We start from the raw sequence: 20,635 nt of genomic DNA, 5'->3' as shown, positions 1-20,635 counted from the left end.
GATCGATTATAATAACAATATCATGATATTGTTATTATAATCGATCGCCGCTAATTTTCGTCGCCTTTTCAATCCACTTCCCAATCAGATTCCTTCCCGCTTCCCATATAACGTCGCCTTTCTCGCTGTAAAAACCTATATAAAATCACATGGTTATAGCGGTCCAAAATTATCTGCGCACAAACAGACGAACTTTACCAATCAAATCCCCACTCTCCCCTTAATGCGGTTAGTTTATGCTTATTTATATGTTTTGCGTGCCCGGATGAATAAATTATATGTTTTACCGACACCCTCCCGCCGTTGATCAGATCCTAATTAAACCACCTAATCACCCTCGCCAAAGGGGAAATTCATTCCCATCAACAAGTATAAATATACAAATATATGTATTAATAGCAATTACGAAGGTATGATATTCCGCCTGCGCACCCTGTAGCGCGTGCTACCCTCATCGCAATCGAATGACAGGTAAATACGAATCGTTCAGCCTATCAAAAGTTGCACAAAATGATTGACTATCGCGGCTGCGTGAGGGAGCCTCTGCGCGAAATACATGAATGCCTGCGGGTGATCCGCTGGACGCCAATCAATATTGCCTCTGCCTTGCAATGTGAACTCTCATGGATCGAGGCGCTGGAAGCCGGCAACGATACAGTTCCAGATGGCCTCGCAACATGGCTGGAAACGCTTGCGCAAGCCCATGAAGCATTACCGCCATCAACCTACAGAGGAAAACGGTCGACATTCTGATGCGGCCAACAGCTGAAAACCTTCACCAACAACCGGATTACGTCATCAATGCGCCGCAGCCCATCGCGTAGCTATGCGAATATTCCCCTGTACCGCGGTTGGCTGCACGAAGAAATCGCGGAGCACGAACGTGAGCTCGACCGGATGGTCACCGACAGAGCTCCTGCGAGTGACCTGTGCCCAATCTCCCTCCAGTCTTCGGGGATCAGAGCACCTGCCACAAAAATCGGAGAACCGCTCCCAACAGCACCAAATGATATCGACTTCTCGCTAAGGTTGATTTAGCGTTGGGACTCAGTTGGCTCGGAGGGGGACGAGTAAGTGCATCTTCACGCTTATCGGTTGCGAAACTATCGCAGATTCAAGAATGCAAAAATTGAACTAGGAAATGAAATCTCGATTTTTGTGGGGTCTAACAATAGTGGAAAAACCTCCGCCACTCACGCGGTGCACACGTTCGTTTCCGGTGCAAAGGATCGATTGAATCTCTACGATTTTAGCGCGTGTTGCTGGGCAGAGTTTGACGCCATCGGCGAGATCGATCTCGGCGCGGCGGAACCCGCGGAACTCAGACTTCCCAGCATAGACATCGATCTTTGGCTAGATGTTCAGGCCTCAGATCTCTATCTTGTCATCCCACTCCTGCCTAGCACCTCATGGGAAGGCACGAAGGTCGGTATCCGGGTCTCGTTTACTGCGAAAGTTGCCTCCGAGATTGTTCGCAACTATCAGGCGGCAAAGTCCAAAAGCGCGGAACTTACCAAGGATCTTCCGGATACTTACGAACCCTGGCCCCGATCACTGACGGATTATTTGCAAAAAGAACTCAAGAACGAATATGAGTTCCGATACTACGTACTAGACCGATCTCAGTTCGATGAAGACCTTAATGAGACCGGGGGCTATGCACCGACGCAGCTGGAGACAGAGCCGGGCGGTGCGGCTGTACTGAGATCATTGATCCAGATCGACAACCTGAGCGCGCAGCGTCATCTGGCTGATCCAGTCACAGAGACCGGCGGAGCGGGAAGATCGGAAGACCTGTCAAAGCGGTTAAGCCGGTTTTACAAAAGAAATCTGGATCAGAGGCAGGATGACCATGGCGCCCTAAAAGCACTTGCCGATTCCGAGAAGGCTCTCAACATCCATCTTGATGACGTGTTTCGGCCGACGTTGGATCGTTTATCAAAGCTCGGATATCCTGGCATCAACAATCCCGAGCTGAAAATCATGTCAGCCCTCGATCCCGCTCATGTCATGAGTCAGGATGCCCGTGTACACTACGTTCTAGGCGATGGGGCGAACGCTGCAACTTTGCCCGATAGTTACAACGGGCTCGGCTTCAAGAATTTGATTTACATGGTCGTGGAAATCCTGGACGCTCAGGCAAAGTGGGCGAGTGTGGGTGAAAATCGACCGCCGCTCCACCTGATCTTCGTAGAGGAGCCAGAGGCGCATCTCCATGCGCAACTGCAGCAAGTCTTTATCCGCAACGTGCTGGATCTTTTGAAGATCCCAGACGACGACGACAGCATATTTTCGACCCAACTCGTGGTGACGACCCATTCCCCCCATATTCTTTACGAACGCGGCTTCAAGCCAATTCGATATTTCAGAAAACAAAAGAGCGGGACGGAGCAGATCACTGAAGTCCTCAGCCTGTCTCGTTTCTATGATTCGCAGCCCGCGGACCGAGATTTCCTTGAGAGGTATCTCAAACTCACTCATTGCGACCTTTTCTTTGCCGACGCTGCAATTCTGGTAGAAGGCAATGTCGAGAGGCTGCTCCTTCCGCTTATGATTGAAAAGGTCGCAAAAAGTCTCCGATCATCCTGTCTTACCATCTTGGAAGTAGGCGGCGCCTTTGGCTACCGATTCAAAACGCTGATTGAATTCCTCGGACTTACTACCCTTATCATTACTGATATAGACAGCGTCGGCCCCACCATTTTGGCCCCGGCCGGCGTTGAAGCTGCAGAACCGGACGACGATGAAGACGTGGAAGAATTTGAGGTGCCACTCATCCCAGATGGCGAGGCGGCGGAAGTTGCAGCGCCCGCGGACGACGCGGCCTTAGAAAAGAAACCAAAGTTTACGAAAAAGATGGGCAAGGCCTGCTTGCCTTCGCTCACTGGTGCTTTGACGTCAAACCAGACACTGATCAGCTGGTTGCCGGGTTCGCAAACAATTGCAGAACTGCGGGATTCTGAGGATGCGGACAAAACTGCGGACCTAGATGATGGGGCCAAGGTGCGCGTGGCTTACCAGACCAAGCGCCCCGTCACCTGGAACGGTCACACCGAGGATTTGTATGGCAGGACACTTGAAGAAGATTTCGGCCTTGAGAATCCAACGTGGTCACAGGCGGCAGCGCGCAAGAATATAGGCCTTGTCGTCCGTGGGCCCGCGCCCAACCCAACGGCATTGGCAGCTGGCTTGCATAAGAAAGTTTCCAGCAAGAGCTTCGATAAGACTAAGTTCGCACTCGGTGTAATGACAGAGGATGTGTCGAGTTGGGATGTACCGTCATACATTCGTGATGGCCTAGTCTGGCTTAAGGAACAGATCGCAGTCGAGGCCGACGAGCCGTTGCCCGCCCCTATTGCGGATGGCGTTGTAGGGGTTGAAGCCGCATGATTAGCCGCGCCAATAAGCCCGATACGCAAGCGGACCTCACGTTAAAGCAGTGCATTTCGGAATCACCTCCGCGAAGCTTCATCATGAAGGCAGGTGCAGGGTCTGGAAAAACAACCTCACTTATCAAGGGATTGTCGGGGGTGGTAGCCCTGCATGGCGAACGCCTTAGAAAAAACCGCCAACGGGTCGCCTGCATTACCTATACGGAAATTGCTGCCGGAGAAATCTGGCGCGACGTCGGAAACACCCCCCTCGTACATGTGTCAACGATCCATAGTTTCATGTGGCTCTTGGCGCGGCCGTTTCAAAGCGATATCAGAGACTGGGTTTCGGGGCGTATCCAGGAAAAGATCGCCAAACTGAGGGCTGAGCAAGCCGCCTTCGGCCCCAGAGTTCAGCAGCGTACCAAGGACAAAGCTGTCCGCGATCTGGCGAGATTTCATCGTCAGGCCGCGCAGATCGTGACGGTGCAGGGTTTTCGTTATGGCACCGGCAGTGACTATCCGAAGGGAATATTGGGACACGACGACATCATCAAGCTCGGGTCATACTTGCTAACGGAACGGCCTCTGTTCCGTACGCTGACGGCGCAGCAATTCCCCTTCGTGTTTGTCGATGAAAGTCAGGACACGACGGTAGAAGTCATCGCGGCGTTGAAGGCAATCGGCCTGAACGCAACGTCACCACTATGCCTCGGATTCTTCGGCGACCCGATGCAACGCATCTATGCGACAGGAACAGGATCGATCGATCCGGAACCGGATTGGGTGGAAATTCCCAAGCCGGAGAACTACCGGTGCTCTAAAGAAGTTCTGGCCGTTGCCAATGCAATTCGTCGCGATGGTGACGATTTGGTCCAAGTTGCCGGGGAGCGGTTCGGACCGGATGGAGCAATCCCCACTCAGGACGGTTGCGCAAAGCTTTTCGTCCTGCCTGCTGATCAGAACCGAGATGATAATCTCAAGCGGGTCCGAACGTCGATGGCGCATTTTACGAATGACGAGGACTGGGTCGAGGGTCCGGACGATGCAACGCGTATCAAGCTGCTGGTGATTGTTCACAGAATGGCGGCGAAGCGCCTGGGCTTTGGCGATCTCTACGCAGCTCTCAACGATAAAGCCCCCGATAGCTTTAAAAACGGTTTCCTGGACGCGTCGGCTTGGCCATTGAAGCCTTTTGTTTCTTTCATTCTACCGTTAGCGGCCGCATCTGCAGCGGGTCGTCATCTGGACGTGATGCATCTTTTGAGGCGGTTCTCCCCTCTCATGGAAAAAGATGGATTGAAGGGACGAGATGTAGCGAAACAGCTGGGAAAAATAGACCAGCTGGTCGCGTCTATCACTCAGGCATTTGCGGTGGATTCTGAAGCGACAGTGAAGGACGTCCTAGCAATTGTGCAGTCCTCCGGGCTCTACAACATCGATTCCCGCCTGTCCGCATATCTCGACCCGCCACCCGTACGTCCTGCCGAAGAATTGGTCGAAGCGGAGGACGTCGCCGATGATGAGGATGATGGCGAGGAACTCACCAAGGAAATTGCCGCCATGGATCGTTTTCTGTCATGCTCTGTACGCCAGTTTCTTCACTACGAGGTCTATGTCGCGGAAGAATCTCCTTTCCGCACCCAGCAAGGTATCAAGGGCGCGGAATTTGATAGAGTCGTGGTCGTCCTAGACGATGAAGAGGGGACACATAACCAGTTTTCGTACGAAAAATATCTTGGTCTAAAAGCTCCGTCAGACACTGATCTGAAAAATCATCGGGAGGGCAAGGAGACCACGGTGGATCGAACTCGCCGATTGTTTTATGTAAGCTGTACTCGCGCACTCAGGGATCTGGCGGTCGTTCTGTTTACCGCAGATCCTGGCACAGCGGCTGCGTCTCTCCGGAATGCCGGAATATTTACACCTGCAGATGTACTGATTGAAGCCGACCTAGCCCCGTGATCGACAGAACGGCGATGGGAACCACGCCAAGGAAGTAGAAGAAACTGGAACCAAAGGATCAGTTGATTCTGACGACCTGGTCGGCCGTTGCCAGTGATACGCTGCATTTCGTAAAGCATGTCAACGAGGGACGTAGCCAGTGATACGCGATATTTGCGGAACCAGACCGAGGTCGGAAGTCCATGAATGATGAATTCCCAAAGGATTCAAGAGTTCTGGCTGCCACCCGCGCTTTAAACCTCAGACATTCTGCAATCGACATCAAAGCGAACCTCATTCGCATTGGCTGCGACGATTTCCAGGCCTCCACCGCTATTGAACAGGCGATAGCCGGAATACAGGAACGGAAGGCTGCGGCCAAAAAGGAGACTAGGACATGGGGCCAATGGAGCTGCTGTTTGGCTGCGCCATACTGGCATTGGCGATCTATGCAAGCGCTGGAGGAGAATTGCCGAGTGGGCGGACTGGACGACTGGTACTCGGCTATGTTCTAGGTGGCGGGGCTAGCGTCGTAGGGATTTGGCTTCTCATCAAAGGCAGCTGAACAGTTTTATACTAGCACCGTGTGTCGCTGCGGTGGAGGCAGTTGCTAATGACAAGTCAGTGGGCGCCTTCCAAATGGACGCGCATTTTTTCCCGACCGTCGGACTGGACGCTCACCCGGGACGGAATGCGCTTAATCCTCAATATCGACGGTGTCTCGCATATCGCGGACGTGACGGAATCTTTGTCGCTCGTCGTGCGAAACGGCCTTTTCTCGTCCACCGTTACCATCAAGCTGGAGGGTCTGGAGCCGGTCAAGGTCCGTGGCCTTTCCAAACACGCCGCAGCGTCGCTCCGATCCGGTTTCGCCGACATACTGGAAGAGATCCGCATTCGGGAAGAGACTGATCTGCTTTTGTGGACACATGTCACTCTCATCGAATGGCTCACGAAACGCCGCGCAGCCGAGCACCGTGCCGATTCAGCGCGGCGCTGGCTAACCAATGAGATGCTGCATTCGTTAGAGGGTAAACGCCCGCAATTAGACACCTTCAAGATGTTGACACTGCTGCGCGACCCCGCGCTGAGAGTTAGATTGGGCGAGAAGGCGGCAGAGCTTGATCGGGACCTGCGCGAGTGGGCGAGCGACCTTGGGGAAACCTGGCGCAGTCTGAACGCCCGCCACTCGGAACGGGAGCTGATTGAGTGCGCGGAAATCCTCGATCGCGTCGAGAGCAGACCACTGACGCCAGAGCAGGCGCGAGCCGTCATATGCTTCGATAACCGCGTCCAGGTGGTCGCCTCTGCGGGCTCCGGCAAAACCTCGACCATGGTAGCCCGAGCGGCATATGCCATATACCGTGGCATCGCCACGCCTGATGAAATCATCATGCTGGCCTTCAACAAGCCGGCGGCCGAAGAGTTGAAAGAGAGAGCCACGCGCTCGTTTCAGAGACTAGGTATGAACGTGTCCGTGGAGGCCTCTACCTTCCATAAGTTGGGTTTGGATATCATCGGTAAGGCGACAGGGAAGAAGCCGGATATTCCCGATTGGGCATTCGATCCGGTCGATGGCTTCCGAAAGCTCGCCGAGCTGATCGACGGCCTAAAGGATAGGTCGATTGCATTCCGTGCCCAATGGGATCTGTTCCGCTTCGTGTGCACCCGCGATCTGCCGAAATTTGGTGAGGCGGCTCGGCCGGATGCTTGGGACGAGCAAGGGAATGGCTCTATCCTCACCGCTGACGGCACCCGTGTCCGGAGCCAGGAAGAGGCGCTAATCTCAAACTGGCTGTTCTACAATGGGGTCAACTACCGGTACGAACACGCCTACGTCCACGACACCGCCGATGCCTCGCATCGGCAATACAAGCCTGACTTCTTTTATCCGGACATTGATCTCTACCACGAGCATTTCGCTCTCGATGCCCGAGGAAACGCCCCTTCCCACTTTGGTGACTATGTGGCCGGGGTCGAATGGAAACGGCAGCTCCATGCGGAACGGGGAACCGCGCTTATTGAGACGACCTCGCACCAGGTGCGCACGGGCACAGTGCTGGACCATCTCGAAAAGGAGCTGACTGGGCGCGGCGTTGTTCTCGATCCGAACCCCGATCGGCCGATCCCGGAAAATGGCCTGAGGCCCATGCCGTCGGAGGAACTAATCGGACTCGTCCGCACGTTCATCAGCCACTACAAAAGTAACGGGCTGACCCCGGAAGAGCTAGCAGAACGGGTGGACAGGCTTCCCGCTGACGCCTTCAAACACCGCTACCGGATGTTCGCTTCCCTGGCTGTTCAGATCATCAAAGCGTGGGATGAGGCGCTTGCGGCGGTAGGTGGCATCGACTTCGAGGACATGTTGAATATGGCCGCTGAGTATATCGAGAACGGCACGCTCGAAGAGCCCTACCGGCTGGTGATGGCCGACGAGTTTCAGGACGCCTCGCGAGCGCGGGCGCGGCTTTGCCGAGCTTTGGTGCAGAAGAAGGACCGATACTTCTTCGCGGTCGGTGACGACTGGCAATCTATCAACCGGTTCGCCGGAGCGGATATTTCTGTGATGACTGGCTTTCAGGATTGGTTTGGGCACGGACAGATTCTGAAGCTGGAGCGCACCTTCCGGTGCCCGCAGGCACTATGTGACGTCTCCAGCCAGTTCGTCTCAAAAAACCCCTCTCAGATCACCAAGAAAGTGCATTCCACCACCCCTGCAGCAGGACCAGTCCTTGAAGCCTACCAGGTTGAGCAACTAGAGCAGCTTCCAGACGCCGTTCGGCATTATGTGGAGCGGCTAGCCAAGGGCGTTGAGAACGGAACGATCACTCCAGGGCGGAACGGGAAGATCTCGGTCTATGTCCTGGGGCGCTACAATGCCGATCAGCAACACGTTCCGCGCCTATCCCGGGAAGCAATCCGGTGGGTAGACGTGTCGTTTTTGACAATCCACCGCTCAAAAGGCAGCGAAGCGGACTATGTCATCCTGCCTGAAATGCTCACCACGTTGAGAGGGCGTAGTTTCCCCAGTACGCGTGCCGATGACCCCGTGCTCGGTCTCGCGATGCCGCCGGGTGACCATTATCCAGCGAGTGAAGAACGACGGCTTTTCTACGTGGCGCTCACCCGCGCCAGGCGCACCGTGGCCATGTTCACCGCTCAGGGCAAAAACTCGTCCTTCCTCAAGGAGCTGGAGGCAGACGGGGCTGTGACCATTCAGACTTCATATGGGCAGCCGATTCAGGAAGAACCATGCCCGGCGTGTCGTCAGGGCGCGATAATCCTCAAAACCGGGCGTCACGGTCCGTTCAGATCGTGCTCGAACTTCCCTATATGTAGGTACAAGCCAAAGAAAAAAGGCGGTTCGAGAACTGGCACCAAGAGCTAGCAGCGTCAAAAGGCAAAGTTCCTCGCCATGATCTGCGCAACCGCCATCCCGACTGCAGAGATCGTAGCAACAACTTATGGGATTGTCAGCGTCGCGAGCGGATTGGCCATCTCATCGATGACGCGGGAGCGGTCCGTGGCCATCTTGAGGTGATTGGTACTGCTAACCCGAATGTTGTGGCCTAGATGCGTTGTGGCCGGGGGAGACGACAGAGGGAATGCGGTCGAAATGCGCAGCCCCGCTAAACGCCCCCAGTGACCGTCAAGTTTTTGAGATAGTTAGGGCAACCTTCTTCCGGGGGCTTTGTCGCTTCTATGCCGGCTTTTCTAGCCCCTGAACGCAAAAACCGCCCCTGAGTTACAGAGGCGGTAGCAGTGAATTGGTGGTTAAGCCCCTGTTATATCTTTGTAATCAGCGATTTATGCTGGAACTGGTTGCGGGGGCACGATTAGAATCTGCTTTGACACCTCGCGGTCATTGGCTGCTTTCACTCCCGCCCATTCGAACGCCACAATCCACCTTTTCGATATGTTCATCGCAAACGACCTTCACCAGCTCGAGCAAATGCGCGGTGCGCTCACCGAGCCAGCCAATCGCCTCTTCGCTGATCTCGAAATGTTTCGAGTACCGCGCCTTCACATAGGCTTCATTGATCGTATTGAACCAGGCCCGCTGCCGATGATGATCGCGTGGAAACGCGTCGACCAGTCGAAGGTCCTGCTCCTCGGCAAGAGAGCGGAGGAACTTGATGTTGTGGGAGGCAGGCCCGTAGTTCGTCAGTGTGAGAAGGACGCAGGAATAGGCTTGCTCGATCGCCTGATGCAAAAGAAAAGCAGCTCTTTTTGTAAAGCCACTGTTGCGAGCGTGACAGGACAGAACAAAGAACTCGGTACCTGCCTCGAACCGTTCCCGGCAATGCTCACGCGCGACATTCAACCGTTCTTCCGCAGTCAGCAGCTTCGGCTCAGCGAGCGGCTCGTCATCCAGTTCGTATAGAACGATGCCTTCCTTGCGGATATCCGAGAAGAAGTAGTGGCCCTTCTTAAGCTCTGTGTTCACCTCGCGCAGAGAATGCACGATGAACTGCGTCGGCGTTTCGATAAAGCTGTCGCGGATGATCCGGTCGGCCGCCTTGTACCAGTAGGTCGCGTGATCCGTCAGCTTGCGATTGTTGACGATCACCAGCAAATCGAAATCTGAGCGATAGCCCTTCATCGTATGCGGCTCATCGACAAAGGTGCCGCGGGCATAGGAGCCGAACAGAATGATTTTGAGAATGCGTCCGCGCTTCTTGAAGTCGGCAGTGCCCTCACCCAGCGCATCCTCGAACTCCTCGTGCAGGATCTCCAGCGCACGAGCAAGCTCTCGCTGCTTTCTGTGCGGGATATGATCGAGGGAGGATTTCATCATGGGAACAGGGTCTGGCTGGCTTCCGATTGTTGCGCCGATCTGATCGCGCTGGTGGTATCCATGGACCTTATACGCTTCGCCACATTGATCAAATGCCAAAAGTGCTAGTCGACTTTTGGAGGTCGGGAAATGGCTGAGAGGAACGCCTGATAAACACGCTGCCGAATGCTGATATCATCTCCTCGCAGCGATGCGTCTCCTCTTTCTCGAGAGAAAACATGCGTTGGCGCCAGATCTATCGATTGGCCTTTCTACTATTTGGTTTGTGATCGAAGGAGAGGACGACGGATTTTCAGTTCGCCAATTTGCGGCCGTCCAAAGTTGCCGCCTCGATGGCCTGAATGCAATGGTGTCAAAGCGAACCAGTGTCCACTTTCTGAATGAAAACGAAGTGGTCTTGCCTCGCTCCGTTGACATCTGACACTATAGTTATAATGTTTTTGCAAATTCATTATAACGGGATCGGGCAATGAAACAGATTGACCTCGTTTACAGAACGGCGTTCGCTGAACTCGCGCAGCGGACGTTCGATGCTCAGTTTCAGGCAGATTTTCCCCTTGAAGGTCGGTTTGTTGCCGTTCCGGTCAAGGGCCGCAATTACTGGTATTTTGATCTCCCTACTCCCGAGGGTAAGGACAAGAGACGCTATGTCGGCCCGCAGGATGACGTCGACATCACGACTCGGGTAAAAGCCCATAGGCAAGTCAAAGACGACATCCGGGAGCGGCGCAAGCTCGTCGGCATGCTGCTGCGAAGCGGTGGCATGTCCGCGCCGGACCGCTTCGCGGGTGAAGTGACCAAAGTACTCGCTGACGCGGGCCTATTCCGTCTGAGGGCACTCCTCGTCGGTTCTGTGGCTTTCAGCTGTTACTCAGGCCTCCTTGGCGTTCGTCTCCCTGGTACCTCTATGCAAACAGGCGATGCGGACTTCGCGCAGGACTTTGCGATCTCGGCGGAAGTCGAGGACAGCCTGCCTCCAATCCTCGATCTCCTGAGATCGATAGACAGCACGTTCAGGGCGGTCCCACACCAGGCCGATAACGCAAAGGTGGTCGCCTTTTCTAATTCGGTAAACTACCGCGTCGAATTCCTGACGACCAACCGTGGATCGGATGACTACACGGGCAAGCCGTCCCCAATGCCTGCCCTTGGAGGCGCGTCTGCTGAAAACCTGCGGTTCCTAGACTTCCTGATCTACGGACCCGTAAGATCCGTACTGCTGCACCGGGAAGGCGTGAGCGTGAATATCCCCGCTCCCGAGCGGTATGCCGTCCACAAGCTGATCGTTGCATCAAGGAGGCGCACGGATGCCCTCGGGCGAGCCAAGAGGGATAAGGACCTCGTACAGGCATCGCTGCTGTCCGAGGCGCTCGTGGAGACGCGACAGAGCTATTTGCTTGCCGATGCCTACCGCGAAGCGTGGACGCGCGGAGAGGCGTGGCAGGAAGCGATCCTGTCGGGCCTCGTATTAATGCCAGACAACGGCAAGCTCGCGTTGGCAAATGCCCTTGGTGTCACGGTAGACCGACTGGGTAAGGCGTAGGGACATGGAAGCAGAAGACGGTACATGCGACCCGGACCTTGCCAAAGATGCGCGGCAGCTCTCGTTGTCGCTGGAGACATGCAGCACGCCTCCGTTTTCATGCCTTTGCAGCAAGACGCACGCCTGTCCTGCCGCTCACTTCGGCGCTATGGGGAGCGCGTTCCCGTCAGGACAGGCTGGATCACCGCGTCGATTGCTACAGACGTTCATACCGACCCGTTTCCAATTCCTTGGCGATTGGAATTATCAGTCATGATAATTGGAAGTCCACGCCGAGGAGGTCCAAGGACCTCCGATACAAGGTTGCGATGCGAATGCCAGACTGCCTTTTTGTCACGCTTCCTTCAGACTGGATCGAACATCTCCCTGAACTCCGCATCGGCAAAGTAGGCAAGTTTCTCAGCAAATATTGGTCGTTGTCCGGCTAGAAACAGCAATTGTCCTTTTGCGGGCAAGTTGCGCACCTCATCAGGGGTGAGCAGCGGCCGGCCGGTATGTTGCTGGCTATAGGAGATCCCCGTCTTATCGGAATCGAGGGCTCTCGCCATCGTCTGGAACACGACCGTTTCCTGTCCGAGCAAATCAGAGATGAGGCGCGCGCTGTCATGATCGTTGACGCCGAAGACCTGCAGCACGCCGGCGTTTGACAGGAAAGTTCCGGCGCGATGACCGTATGTGGCACGCAGCTGATGGATGTCCTGGAGGATGGGCCAAAGCTGGACACCATAGCCCGCCATCAGACCCATCGCGCGCTCGACTGGTGCCAAATGCCCCAGGGATGCGAACTCGTCGAGCAGATAAAGAACCGGTGTCGTCGGCTTTGTCGGATCGCGGGCCATTTCGAGCAGGCTTTGCGAGACAAGCAGGCGCAGCCAGCGCGAATAGGTCGAGAGGCGATCAGGAGGAAGGACGAGGAACACCGTCACGTTGCTGCGCTTGAGGTCGGCAAACCGGAAATCCGAGCGACTGAGGACGGCCGTCATGCGCGGTGAATCAAGAAAATGCGTATGGCGTTGGGCTGCGGAGAGAACGCCTGCAGCTTCGCGATCGGATTTTCCGAGGTGGCGGTTTGCGGCACGCGCGACAAGACCTCTCACCGCATCGCTGTCCTGCATACGCTTGAGCAGTGCTGCGAATTGTTCCGGAGCAAGGGTGAGATAGTCGCGGAGTGTTGCGAGGTGCCTGCGTCTCAAAGGTTCAGATGCAACGATCTCGAGCAACAATCCGGCAATCAGTGCTTTTGCCTCCTCGTTCCAATGCGCCTCGCCTGCCATTCCCGGCTCGTCGAACACGAGAGCGTCGGCAAGGGTGTTGGCGTCGTCCGCGACATCGAGGCTGTGGGGATCAAGCAGGGCAAGAGGATTGAAGGCTGCCGAGGATCCACCGGTGACCCCGAAAGGATCGAGCACATGAACCGGCCCGAATTTCTGGCGCGCACGGCCGGTGATCCTTGCATTCTCACCTTTCGGATCGACGCAGATCACGGAACGGTCGGCGGTCAGCAGGTTCGGGATGATAGTGCCCACGCCCTTGCCGGTACGGGTCGGCGCCATCGTCAGGAGATGGGCCGGGCCATCATAGCGCAGAGGCTTGGCCGTTTTCGTATCACGACCGATCAGGAGGCCGGAGCCGGATGAGGTGAGAGCGGCTATTTCCTTGTCTGTCGCAAACCGGGCGGAGCCATGGGTATCATCGTCATCATCCCCGAAATGCAAAATCAGTGGAGTGGTGATGAACCAAAAGGTGATAACGGCAAGCGCCAGCAGGGTTAAGAGACCTGGAATGATGTAGACAGGCGAGCCTTGAGCAAAACCCATTTGCTCGAGGAAATGACCGCCACCCATACCGATCACAAAGGTGACGTTGAACAGGATGAACATAAATCCAAGCAGCCGTTTCCAGATCCGGAAGGGCATGGCAAGCAAAGCCAAAAATGCCCAAAGCGGATCACGCGCGGCGGCGCGCATCATGTTCTTGAATGCGTCCCGGGCAAGTCGCAACCGGTTCATGGAGCACCCTGCACGCCGCCACCACTCTCTGCCGTGCTCGGCCGTACTGGTCGAATCAGATCGGCAAAGAGCGCCTTGTCACTGTCGCGTGTCAGAAAGCCCGGTAGTTCACGACGCAGCCATTCACCGAGCTGCTGCTTGAAAACCTGATCATCCGAGGTTTCGAGGTGATGCAGAACGAGCGAACCGATCAGGACCTTTCGGCGCATGTCGTTGTTGCGCTCGGTTTTCGAGAGACGGGCCTTGAGGGCGGACCGTTGCGCGTCCAGTTCAGCCAGGCGTTGTTCGATGGTTTTCTTTGCCACGATTATTCCGCGGCTTTGCTCCTGGAAGACAGACCAGTTTCTATGAGGAGATCGACATAGCGATTGTGAGAGTAGGTTTGACCATATGGTTCATGACGCTGTGGTGGCTGCTACCTGAGCTCAGGATTGTTGTGTCACCGGTGAAGCTCAGTCGCTGGCTTTCGCGGCCTGTTCGAGCCTTTCGATGTGCTCGCGGCAGACCGTGTTGACGAGATCGTAGAGGATGGACGTTCTGGCAGTCAGCCAGGTCAAAGCCTCCTCGGTGATTTCGTAATGGTCGGAGTAACGGGCCTTCACATAGGCTTCGTTCAGTGTGTTGAACCACGACTGAAACCGATGGTGATCCCGCGGCCAGGCCTCGGCGAGGCGGATATCCTGCCCCTCAGCCAGCCCTCGCAAAAATTTCAGATTATGGCTGGCAGGGCTGTAGTTGGTGAGGGTCAAAAGCAGAGTGGAATAAGCCTGCTCTATGGATTGGTGCAGCATGAAAGCTGTCTCTTTCCAATCTCCATCTTGGAGCCCGTAGAGGACGTGCTTAACGAAGAAGTCAGCAGTGCTCGAGCGAGCCGAAAAATGCCTTTTGGCAACCTCATATGCCTGTTGCCCCGTGAGGCTTTTCGGCTCGGCGAGTTCCCTATCGTCGAGTTCGTAGAGAGCAATGCCATCACGTCGGATATCGACGGGCGTCTCGATCTCCTTGTCCCACATCAGCCGGTCTGTTGTCTTGTCCCAGTATTTGGGATCGGCAAGTTCCTTGTTGCTGACGATGACGAGGATGTCGAAATCCGAGCGATAGCCTTTCGACGTATGCGGTTCATCCACCCAGGTGCCACGCGCGTAAGAACCGAACAGAATGATTTTGAAAATACGTCCATCCTTCTTGGCGTCAGACTTGGAGCGCTCCACCAGATCAGCAAACTCTTCCTGAATAATTCCGACGACACGCGCGAGCTCGCGTTGCTTTCGTTCCGGCAAATGCTCAAGGCTGGTCTTCATGTCTGCTCCGCTTATCGACGGTGTCCTGTATGGGCCATTCCAGAGGCCTTTGAAACTCCGATTTTTGGTAGCCACCAAGCGAATGCCTGTCTTCATGGACGATGCACATTCCATCTTGAGGCAACCGGCTCTGATTTATGCAGATGGTATTGCAATACCTTCATTCCTCAATAGCGAACATTCAATGGTACTTTATCCTAGGTTGTATATCGCTTCCCGGTTTTTTCCCAATCGCAGGCGCTACGGGCGCTATACCGTGGCCGACTGAGTGGAGCGTAGAGGTTACGAAGGACCGTTAACGACGCACCCTGTCCAATCGCTGCAGCCAGATGCCCGCCTGCACTGCGTAAGCATACGCCGAGGACCGCAGTGTCAGCTTTTCTTGCGCGATCTGCGCTTCCATTTTGCGGCTAGAGCCTCGACGTTTTTGCGCAGATTGGTGGCGTCGAGGTCGCCCGGATCGTAATGTGCGTCGCCCCACCATTCTACAAGTTCGTTGTGACGCTCATGGTTGACGTCGGCTAGGGCCTCACGGAACTCTTCATAGCCCCAAGGGCCGCCAACATCCTCTGGCGGGCACCTTCCGACAGCCTCGAGGAGGAAAGGATCATCAAAGCCGGGGGTAGCCGGAAAGGTCTTTTCGATTTTCACTGTGTGGGTCCAGCCGTCGCCGAAGTCATAGAGATACTTGAATGACTTCGCGCCAATATCTTCGATGGCGGCAAGAAGCGTTTCCTTGCGCGCATCAATGGGGTCATCAAAGCCGCCATCAGGCACGCCGAATCCGATGTCACGGATCCTGAACTCATAGAGATGACTGTTGGTCCAGCCGAAAGCCTCCTGGAGAACATCATGTAGCCGGTCGAGCCGAATGCGGAACGGCACGACAACGCGCCGCATCACCAAGGGATCAACGTCATCAAGTGTGATCTTCAGGCGAACGAGAGGACCTGCCATCAGGCTGCCTGCCTCAGTGACGATGTCGTGGTTTTCCGCCAATTCCAGGGGAGAAGCTCATCGAGCCGGCTGACAGGATGGTCGGCGATGCGGGCGAGAACATCAGCAAGCCAGGCCTGTGGGTCAATGCGGTTCATTTTCGCGGTGACGATCAGGCTGTACATGGCTGCCGCCCTTTGCCCTCCGCGATCGGAACCGGCAAATAGCCAGGCTTTTCGTCCAAGGGCCACACCACGCAGAGATCGCTCCGCGCAATTGTTCGACAGGCAAATCCGGCCGTCGTCGAGGAAGCGGGTAAAGGATTCCCAGCGGTTCAGCATATAGTCAAATGCCTTTGCCAGGTCGTTGTCGCGCGGCAATCTGGCGCGGTGGTCGCGTATCCATATTTCCATGTCGTCGATCAACGGCTTTGATAATTGCTGGCGGATTGCTTTTCTCTCATCGGCAGTGTGGCCATTGATCTGGCGTTCGATGTCGAACAGCGCGTCGATCCGCTGCACCATGTTCAAGGCGATTGGTGAGATAACGGCGCCACTTTTACCCTGCGCTTTTCGGCGCGCATTGGCCTCCAGATCGGCTTGCGCAAAGAATGGCCGCCTGGCATGCGCCCAACACGCAGCTTCATAAATCGGGCCCGGACTTCGTTCAGGAAGATAGAGCTGGCCATAGCCGGTATAGGCGTCCGCCTGAAGGATACCGCTATAATTGGCCAGATGTGCCTGTGGATGTTCGCCGGCCCGGTCCCGGGAATAATAGAACATCGCCGATGGTGGGGCCGTTCCGCCAAACGGACTATCGTCCCTGACATAGCTCCATATTCGACCGGTGACGGTCTTGCCGAGAGTGAGAACCGGCACGGTCGTGTCATCACCGTGGATCCGTTCAGACGCGAACGTATGGCTTTCAATCCGCCGCACCAGCGGGTCGAGAACCTGGCAGCACGCGCCAATCGCGTCTGCTGCAGTCGACAGACTGATCGGCACACCTTCCAGGGCAAAACGTTCGACCTGGCGATTGAGGGGAATGTGCTGGCCGAACTTGTCGCAGAGCATCATCGCCAAAAGGCTTGGACCAGCCCACCCTCTCGGGATGACATGGAAGGGTGCAGGTGCCTGGCTGATCTTCTCGCAGTCACGGCAGGTGAACTTTTCCCGCACCGTCTGAATGACCTTCCAGCTCCGCGGTACGCTCTCCATCGTTTCGGTGATGTCTTCGCCGAGCTTGCGAAGCCGTTCACCGCCACAGCAACTGCAGGCAACCGGCCCTGGCACCACGACACGCTCACGCGGCAGATGCTCCGGAAAGGGCTTCTTGACCGGCCGCTTGCGCGTAAAGCCGGTGACCGCAATCGCAGATGCTGCAGCAACGGCCATTTCAGCGGCAAGCTCATCTTCGGTTGCCGTCGCTTCGGCGTCCTCAAGCATCAGTTCCATCTGCGCAAGCAGCCGCGCCGTCCGTTCCGACTTCTGACCGCGAAGCTCCCGTTGCAGCTTTTCGATATAGACTTTCTGGCGAAGAATGATGGCCTGATCGTCGGCCTCCCTGGCCCTGGCAACAGCCAATTCGGCCAAAGCAGCAGCACGCTCCGCCCGCGCTGTCGCCAATTCTGCTTCAATAGCAGCAGCATGATCGCGGTGATTTTCGAAGCCTGTTTCCATACTCGAAGTGAATCATAAAACCCCTGATTTGCATAGGTTTTCTTGATGCCAATGGCGGCAAATCCTCGCCAAAAATCGCTATCCAGCGCTCGTCGGACGCCATGTCTGCTGCGGGTTTCGCCAGTCAATTCCCTCAAGCAAATAGGACATCTGGCCAGCCGTCAGCGCAATCGCTCCGCCCTCAGTCACCGGCCAAATAAAACGGCCACGCTCGAGCCGCTTTGCGTATAGCGAAAGCCCAATTCCGTCATGCCAAAGAGCCTTGATCAGCCGGCCGCTTTTCCCGCGGAAGACAAAAACGTCACCCTTGAACGGATCACGACCAAGACCTTCCTGCGCGATCAGAGCAAGGCCCTGCATCCCCTTGCGCATATCGCAATGGCCGCTCGCAATCCAAACCCGCACGCTCGAACTGATCGGGATCATTTCAGCGCTCGCATTACTGCTGCGGCAAGATCACAAGGCGCTCCGGACCCAATCCTCACCTTGATACCGTTCGCAAAGTCCACAACGATGGTTGCCGCACCACCACAGCCGCCGCCAGGAACATCCAGGACTGTTGCCGGCACAAAAGCAGGCCCATCTTTCACAGTCAGCGCTTGGCGCCGCCACGTGTACAGCAGCCCCGTCGAAACATCAAAACGACGCGCTACCTCCGAGACATTTGCCCCCGGAGCAAATGCTGCCTCCAGAATTTCCAGCCGTTGGTCCGGTGACCAACGACGACGCCGTTCGTGACCCGTCAGCAAAATGGCCTGTGCCATAGTTCCTCATTGCGCTCTTAAGTCCACTCTCAAGAGCGCAAAATCACGGTATCGCCAAAAACTCGCAAGGCGGTCCACGCCGGAGGGATACTGCACTGCCGCTCACTTCGACGCAATTTTGGTAACACAGTCACGTCAAGAAAGGCACGGTCATGGAGGCGGCCGTCACCATCCAGACAGGAGTGCGGGCCGCCCCCTAATTGGAAGCGACCCGCTAGATGGATGATCGAGGGCAAGGCAATTGGAAGCGCTGCATGAGTCTTGACGGCATAACCTCTCAAGGTCGCCATTTTGCGAAACGCAGAGCAAATGCCTATAGCGGTCCCCTACTCCAGGTACATCTAGTCATTCGGACAATTCGCTCTCTAGTGCGCTACCCGTTAGCTTACCGCCGACCACCACCTATTCAAACACCCAAGATTATCGCTGCGTCACGCTGAGGCTTCTCGGCCGTATGTCGGATCGTAAACTCCCCCATTTGTCAAAAGAGCCCAAATGATGCGCGCTATACGATTTGCCACAGCGATAACGGCAACTTTGTACGGTCGTCTCGCGCGCAATCGACTGGCCCAACGACCGATTGGAGTTTTCTTATCTCGCATCATGATCACTGTGCCCCCGAGATAAAGCATCGTTCGGAGTTCGCTATTCCCCATTTTCGTAATGCGGCTCAGAACCGAACGACCTCCGCTTGAATGCGTGCGAGGAGTAAGACCCAGCCATGAAGAGAAATGGCGGCCAGATGGAAACCGATGGATATCAGGAATTGTCGCAATAACGCACATTGCAGTTTTCGGGCCAACACCAGGTATCGTCAGAAGCCTACACGCGTTCTCATCGTGTTGGACACGTCGCTCAATCTCTTTGTCTAGTTTCGTGACCAAATCATTCAATCGATGTATCTGGTCGCAAATGTCGGTGAGAGCCTTTTTCATAACTGTCGGCAGGACGGTATCTGCTGCACTTTCCATAAGTTTGACTAATTTGGAATAATTTTGAATGCCCTTCGCCGCTATCAGGCCGGCCTCCGCTAGGTGCCCCCGCAGCGCGTTTACGAGTTGAGTCCGTTGTGAAACAAAAAGGCTGCGAGTTCGAAAAATCGTGATCGCCGCTTGTTGGTTCAAGGTTTTGACTGGAACGAAGCGCATTGTCTTTTGCGTAAGCGCAACATTGATCGCCTCTGCATCGTTGGCGTCGGTTTTGCCGCGTTTCACGAAGGGCTTCACGTAACTGGTATGGATCAACCGCACGTCATGCCCAAATTCTAGTAACTGCCGTGCCCAGTGATAACTTGTAGCGCAGGACTCCATTCCGATCAGGCATGGTTTGAGCTTGCTGAAAAACTCCAGAACGTTCTCACGTTTGATCTTAGTGTTGAAAAGGGTTTCTCCGCTCGCATCTGCTCCATGCGCCTGGAAAACCTGCTTGGCTATATCAAGCCCTACCGTCGCCACGTCCTGCATCGTCCGCTCCCTTGAAACCTTGGGGATCGATGCCACGATATCATCGCTCGATTTCAAATTGATGATGTGAAGCACATAACGCCGTCTTCGGTGTTCGTTCAGGCCTCGGAGAGCCCGCTGATCACAGTCTCGATGTCCGCTGACATCGACCTGACTGAATGCCCCATTTTTCAGCGGGGGAATTCACCTCTTCAAACTGAGGCGTTTGGCGCCTATTCAAAAACGCGAGATTGTCTTTATTCGACCACTACTTTTAGTAGTCGAAATCGCCGTTCGTTGTTGCTAGCGTCGCCACCGGTAAACAGACAAGGGCGCACTTACGACTTGCGGCGCCTTTGAGCGTTTGGTCTCCCCGTTTGCGTATCGGAGATTTCGTTTGGCGATTTATCATCTCAGCACCAAACCTGTCTCGCGCTCATCCGGTCGCAGCGCTGTCGCATCTGCCGCCTACCGTTGTGCTGTTCTTCTCGTCAATCAACGCGATGGCCTTGTACATGACTTCACCCGCAAAGAGGGTGTCGAGCATAAAGAGATCGTGCTGCCGCAAGGCGTGTCTGTCGACTGGGCTTTGGATCGCTCGACGTTGTGGAATGCTGCCGAGTTTGCAGAAAAGCGAAAAGATGCCCGCGTCGCCCGCGAATTCGAAATCGCGCTTCCGCATGAGCTTTCGCCAGAAGGGCGACTGAAGGCTGCGCGTGCCTTTGCTCAGGATCTGGCAAACCGCTATGGCGCGGCCGTGGATTTTGCAATCCATTCGCCAAGTGAGCATGGTGACGCTATGGCGCGGCCGTGGATTTTGCAATCCATTCGCCAAGTGAGCATGGTGA

The 20,635-nt window shown here is 55.4% G+C and carries 15 protein-coding genes; 6 read left to right on the top strand and 9 right to left on the bottom strand.

All coding sequences use genetic code 11. From position 1 onward, the window contains the following. Window positions 1–510 precede the first annotated feature (510 nt). The 4 genes from ASD46_RS10805 (at window position 511) to ASD46_RS10785 (ending at window position 8,703) form a co-directional block, all read left to right on the top strand. Window positions 511–753, top strand: a complete 243-nt coding sequence (locus ASD46_RS10805; protein WP_060642247.1) for a hypothetical protein — start codon at window positions 511–513, stop codon at window positions 751–753. A 321-nt stretch (window positions 754–1,074) separates the two neighbouring features. Beyond that, complete coding sequence (locus ASD46_RS10800) at window positions 1,075–3,390, top strand: AAA family ATPase (protein WP_060642246.1); 2,316 nt, start codon at window positions 1,075–1,077, stop codon at window positions 3,388–3,390. Beyond that, a complete protein-coding gene (locus ASD46_RS10795; protein WP_060642245.1) occupies window positions 3,387–5,336 on the top strand; it encodes an AAA family ATPase in 1,950 nt (649 codons plus the stop codon). Before ASD46_RS10800 ends, ASD46_RS10795 begins: the two co-directional genes overlap by 4 nt. Window positions 5,337–5,928: 592 nt before the next feature. Continuing rightward, window positions 5,929–8,703: a UvrD-helicase domain-containing protein gene (locus tag ASD46_RS10785; protein WP_060642243.1), complete on the top strand. Its 2,775-nt coding sequence runs from the start codon at window positions 5,929–5,931 to the stop codon at window positions 8,701–8,703. A gap of 474 nt (window positions 8,704–9,177) precedes the next feature. Here ASD46_RS10785 and ASD46_RS10780 read toward each other — a convergent pair whose 3' ends face one another. Further along, on the bottom strand, window positions 9,178–10,113 hold the full coding sequence (locus ASD46_RS10780) for a nucleotidyltransferase and HEPN domain-containing protein (RefSeq protein WP_060642242.1): 936 nt from the start codon (window positions 10,111–10,113) through the stop codon (window positions 9,178–9,180). A gap of 469 nt (window positions 10,114–10,582) precedes the next feature. Here ASD46_RS10780 and ASD46_RS10775 point away from each other — a divergent pair, with 469 nt between their 5' ends. Beyond that, window positions 10,583–11,656, top strand: a complete 1,074-nt coding sequence (locus ASD46_RS10775) for a GSU2403 family nucleotidyltransferase fold protein (RefSeq protein ID WP_013760964.1) — start codon at window positions 10,583–10,585, stop codon at window positions 11,654–11,656. A 344-nt stretch (window positions 11,657–12,000) separates the two neighbouring features. Here the strand turns inward: ASD46_RS10775 and ASD46_RS10770 are convergent, their stop codons facing one another. The 8 genes from ASD46_RS10770 to ASD46_RS10730 all read right to left on the bottom strand — a co-directional run bounded on the left by ASD46_RS10770 (window position 12,001) and on the right by ASD46_RS10730 (window position 19,883). After that, window positions 12,001–13,665, bottom strand: a complete 1,665-nt coding sequence (locus tag ASD46_RS10770) for a type IV secretory system conjugative DNA transfer family protein (protein ID WP_060642241.1) — start codon at window positions 13,663–13,665, stop codon at window positions 12,001–12,003. Next, on the bottom strand, window positions 13,662–13,970 hold the full coding sequence (locus ASD46_RS10765) for a hypothetical protein (protein WP_060642240.1): 309 nt from the start codon (window positions 13,968–13,970) through the stop codon (window positions 13,662–13,664). The genes ASD46_RS10770 and ASD46_RS10765 overlap by 4 nt, the downstream gene beginning before the upstream one ends. Before the next feature lie 147 nt (window positions 13,971–14,117). Further along, window positions 14,118–14,966, bottom strand: a complete 849-nt coding sequence (locus tag ASD46_RS10760) for a nucleotidyltransferase and HEPN domain-containing protein (RefSeq protein WP_060642239.1) — start codon at window positions 14,964–14,966, stop codon at window positions 14,118–14,120. A 372-nt stretch (window positions 14,967–15,338) separates the two neighbouring features. Next, window positions 15,339–15,923, bottom strand: a complete 585-nt coding sequence (locus ASD46_RS10750; protein WP_012478006.1) for a plasmid pRiA4b ORF-3 family protein — start codon at window positions 15,921–15,923, stop codon at window positions 15,339–15,341. Further along, window positions 15,923–17,581: an IS66 family transposase gene (tnpC, locus tag ASD46_RS10745; RefSeq protein WP_060642237.1), complete on the bottom strand. Its 1,659-nt coding sequence runs from the start codon at window positions 17,579–17,581 to the stop codon at window positions 15,923–15,925. The genes ASD46_RS10750 and tnpC overlap by 1 nt, the downstream gene beginning before the upstream one ends. Window positions 17,582–17,659: 78 nt before the next feature. Continuing rightward, window positions 17,660–18,007, bottom strand: coding sequence for an IS66 family insertion sequence element accessory protein TnpB (tnpB, locus tag ASD46_RS10740; protein WP_060642236.1), 348 nt, complete (start codon window positions 18,005–18,007; stop codon window positions 17,660–17,662). Then, window positions 18,004–18,345 carry an IS66-like element accessory protein TnpA gene (gene tnpA / locus ASD46_RS10735; RefSeq protein WP_082546190.1) on the bottom strand — a complete coding sequence of 114 codons (342 nt, stop codon included), beginning with the start codon at window positions 18,343–18,345 and terminating at the stop codon, window positions 18,004–18,006. The genes tnpB and tnpA overlap by 4 nt, the downstream gene beginning before the upstream one ends. Window positions 18,346–18,776: 431 nt before the next feature. Next, window positions 18,777–19,883 (bottom strand): IS110 family transposase, encoded by a 1,107-nt coding sequence (locus ASD46_RS10730; RefSeq protein WP_233283663.1) that lies wholly within the window; start codon window positions 19,881–19,883, stop codon window positions 18,777–18,779. 301 nt (window positions 19,884–20,184) lie between these two features. Here ASD46_RS10730 and ASD46_RS10725 point away from each other — a divergent pair. Then, the coding region (locus ASD46_RS10725) for a MobA/MobL family protein (protein ID WP_162248387.1) at window positions 20,185–20,635 on the top strand (451 nt) is incomplete at its 3' end.

The organism is Rhizobium sp. Root491 (assembly GCF_001427205.1).
Classification (GTDB): Bacteria; Pseudomonadota; Alphaproteobacteria; order Rhizobiales; family Rhizobiaceae; genus Agrobacterium; species Agrobacterium tumefaciens.
Note: the sequence above shows the minus strand (reverse complement) of the source record. Positions and strands in the feature narration are given on the sequence as shown.

What these genes read in the sequence shown, in the direction of transcription:
- ASD46_RS10775 (WP_013760964.1), top strand. Translation starts at nt 10,583, where the DNA reads ATGAAACAGATTGACCTCGTTTACAGAACGGCGTTCGCTGAACTCGCG.
- ASD46_RS10770 (WP_060642241.1), bottom strand. Translation starts at nt 13,665, where the DNA reads ATGAACCGGTTGCGACTTGCCCGGGACGCATTCAAGAACATGATGCGC.
- ASD46_RS10805 (WP_060642247.1), top strand. Translation starts at nt 511, where the DNA reads ATGATTGACTATCGCGGCTGCGTGAGGGAGCCTCTGCGCGAAATACAT.
- tnpC (WP_060642237.1), bottom strand. Translation starts at nt 17,581, where the DNA reads ATGGAAACAGGCTTCGAAAATCACCGCGATCATGCTGCTGCTATTGAA.
- ASD46_RS10785 (WP_060642243.1), top strand. Translation starts at nt 5,929, where the DNA reads ATGACAAGTCAGTGGGCGCCTTCCAAATGGACGCGCATTTTTTCCCGA.
- ASD46_RS10750 (WP_012478006.1), bottom strand. Translation starts at nt 15,923, where the DNA reads ATGGCAGGTCCTCTCGTTCGCCTGAAGATCACACTTGATGACGTTGAT.
- ASD46_RS10795 (WP_060642245.1), top strand. Translation starts at nt 3,387, where the DNA reads ATGATTAGCCGCGCCAATAAGCCCGATACGCAAGCGGACCTCACGTTA.
- tnpA (WP_082546190.1), bottom strand. Translation starts at nt 18,345, where the DNA reads ATGGCACAGGCCATTTTGCTGACGGGTCACGAACGGCGTCGTCGTTGG.
- ASD46_RS10780 (WP_060642242.1), bottom strand. Translation starts at nt 10,113, where the DNA reads ATGATGAAATCCTCCCTCGATCATATCCCGCACAGAAAGCAGCGAGAG.
- tnpB (WP_060642236.1), bottom strand. Translation starts at nt 18,007, where the DNA reads ATGATCCCGATCAGTTCGAGCGTGCGGGTTTGGATTGCGAGCGGCCAT.
- ASD46_RS10760 (WP_060642239.1), bottom strand. Translation starts at nt 14,966, where the DNA reads ATGAAGACCAGCCTTGAGCATTTGCCGGAACGAAAGCAACGCGAGCTC.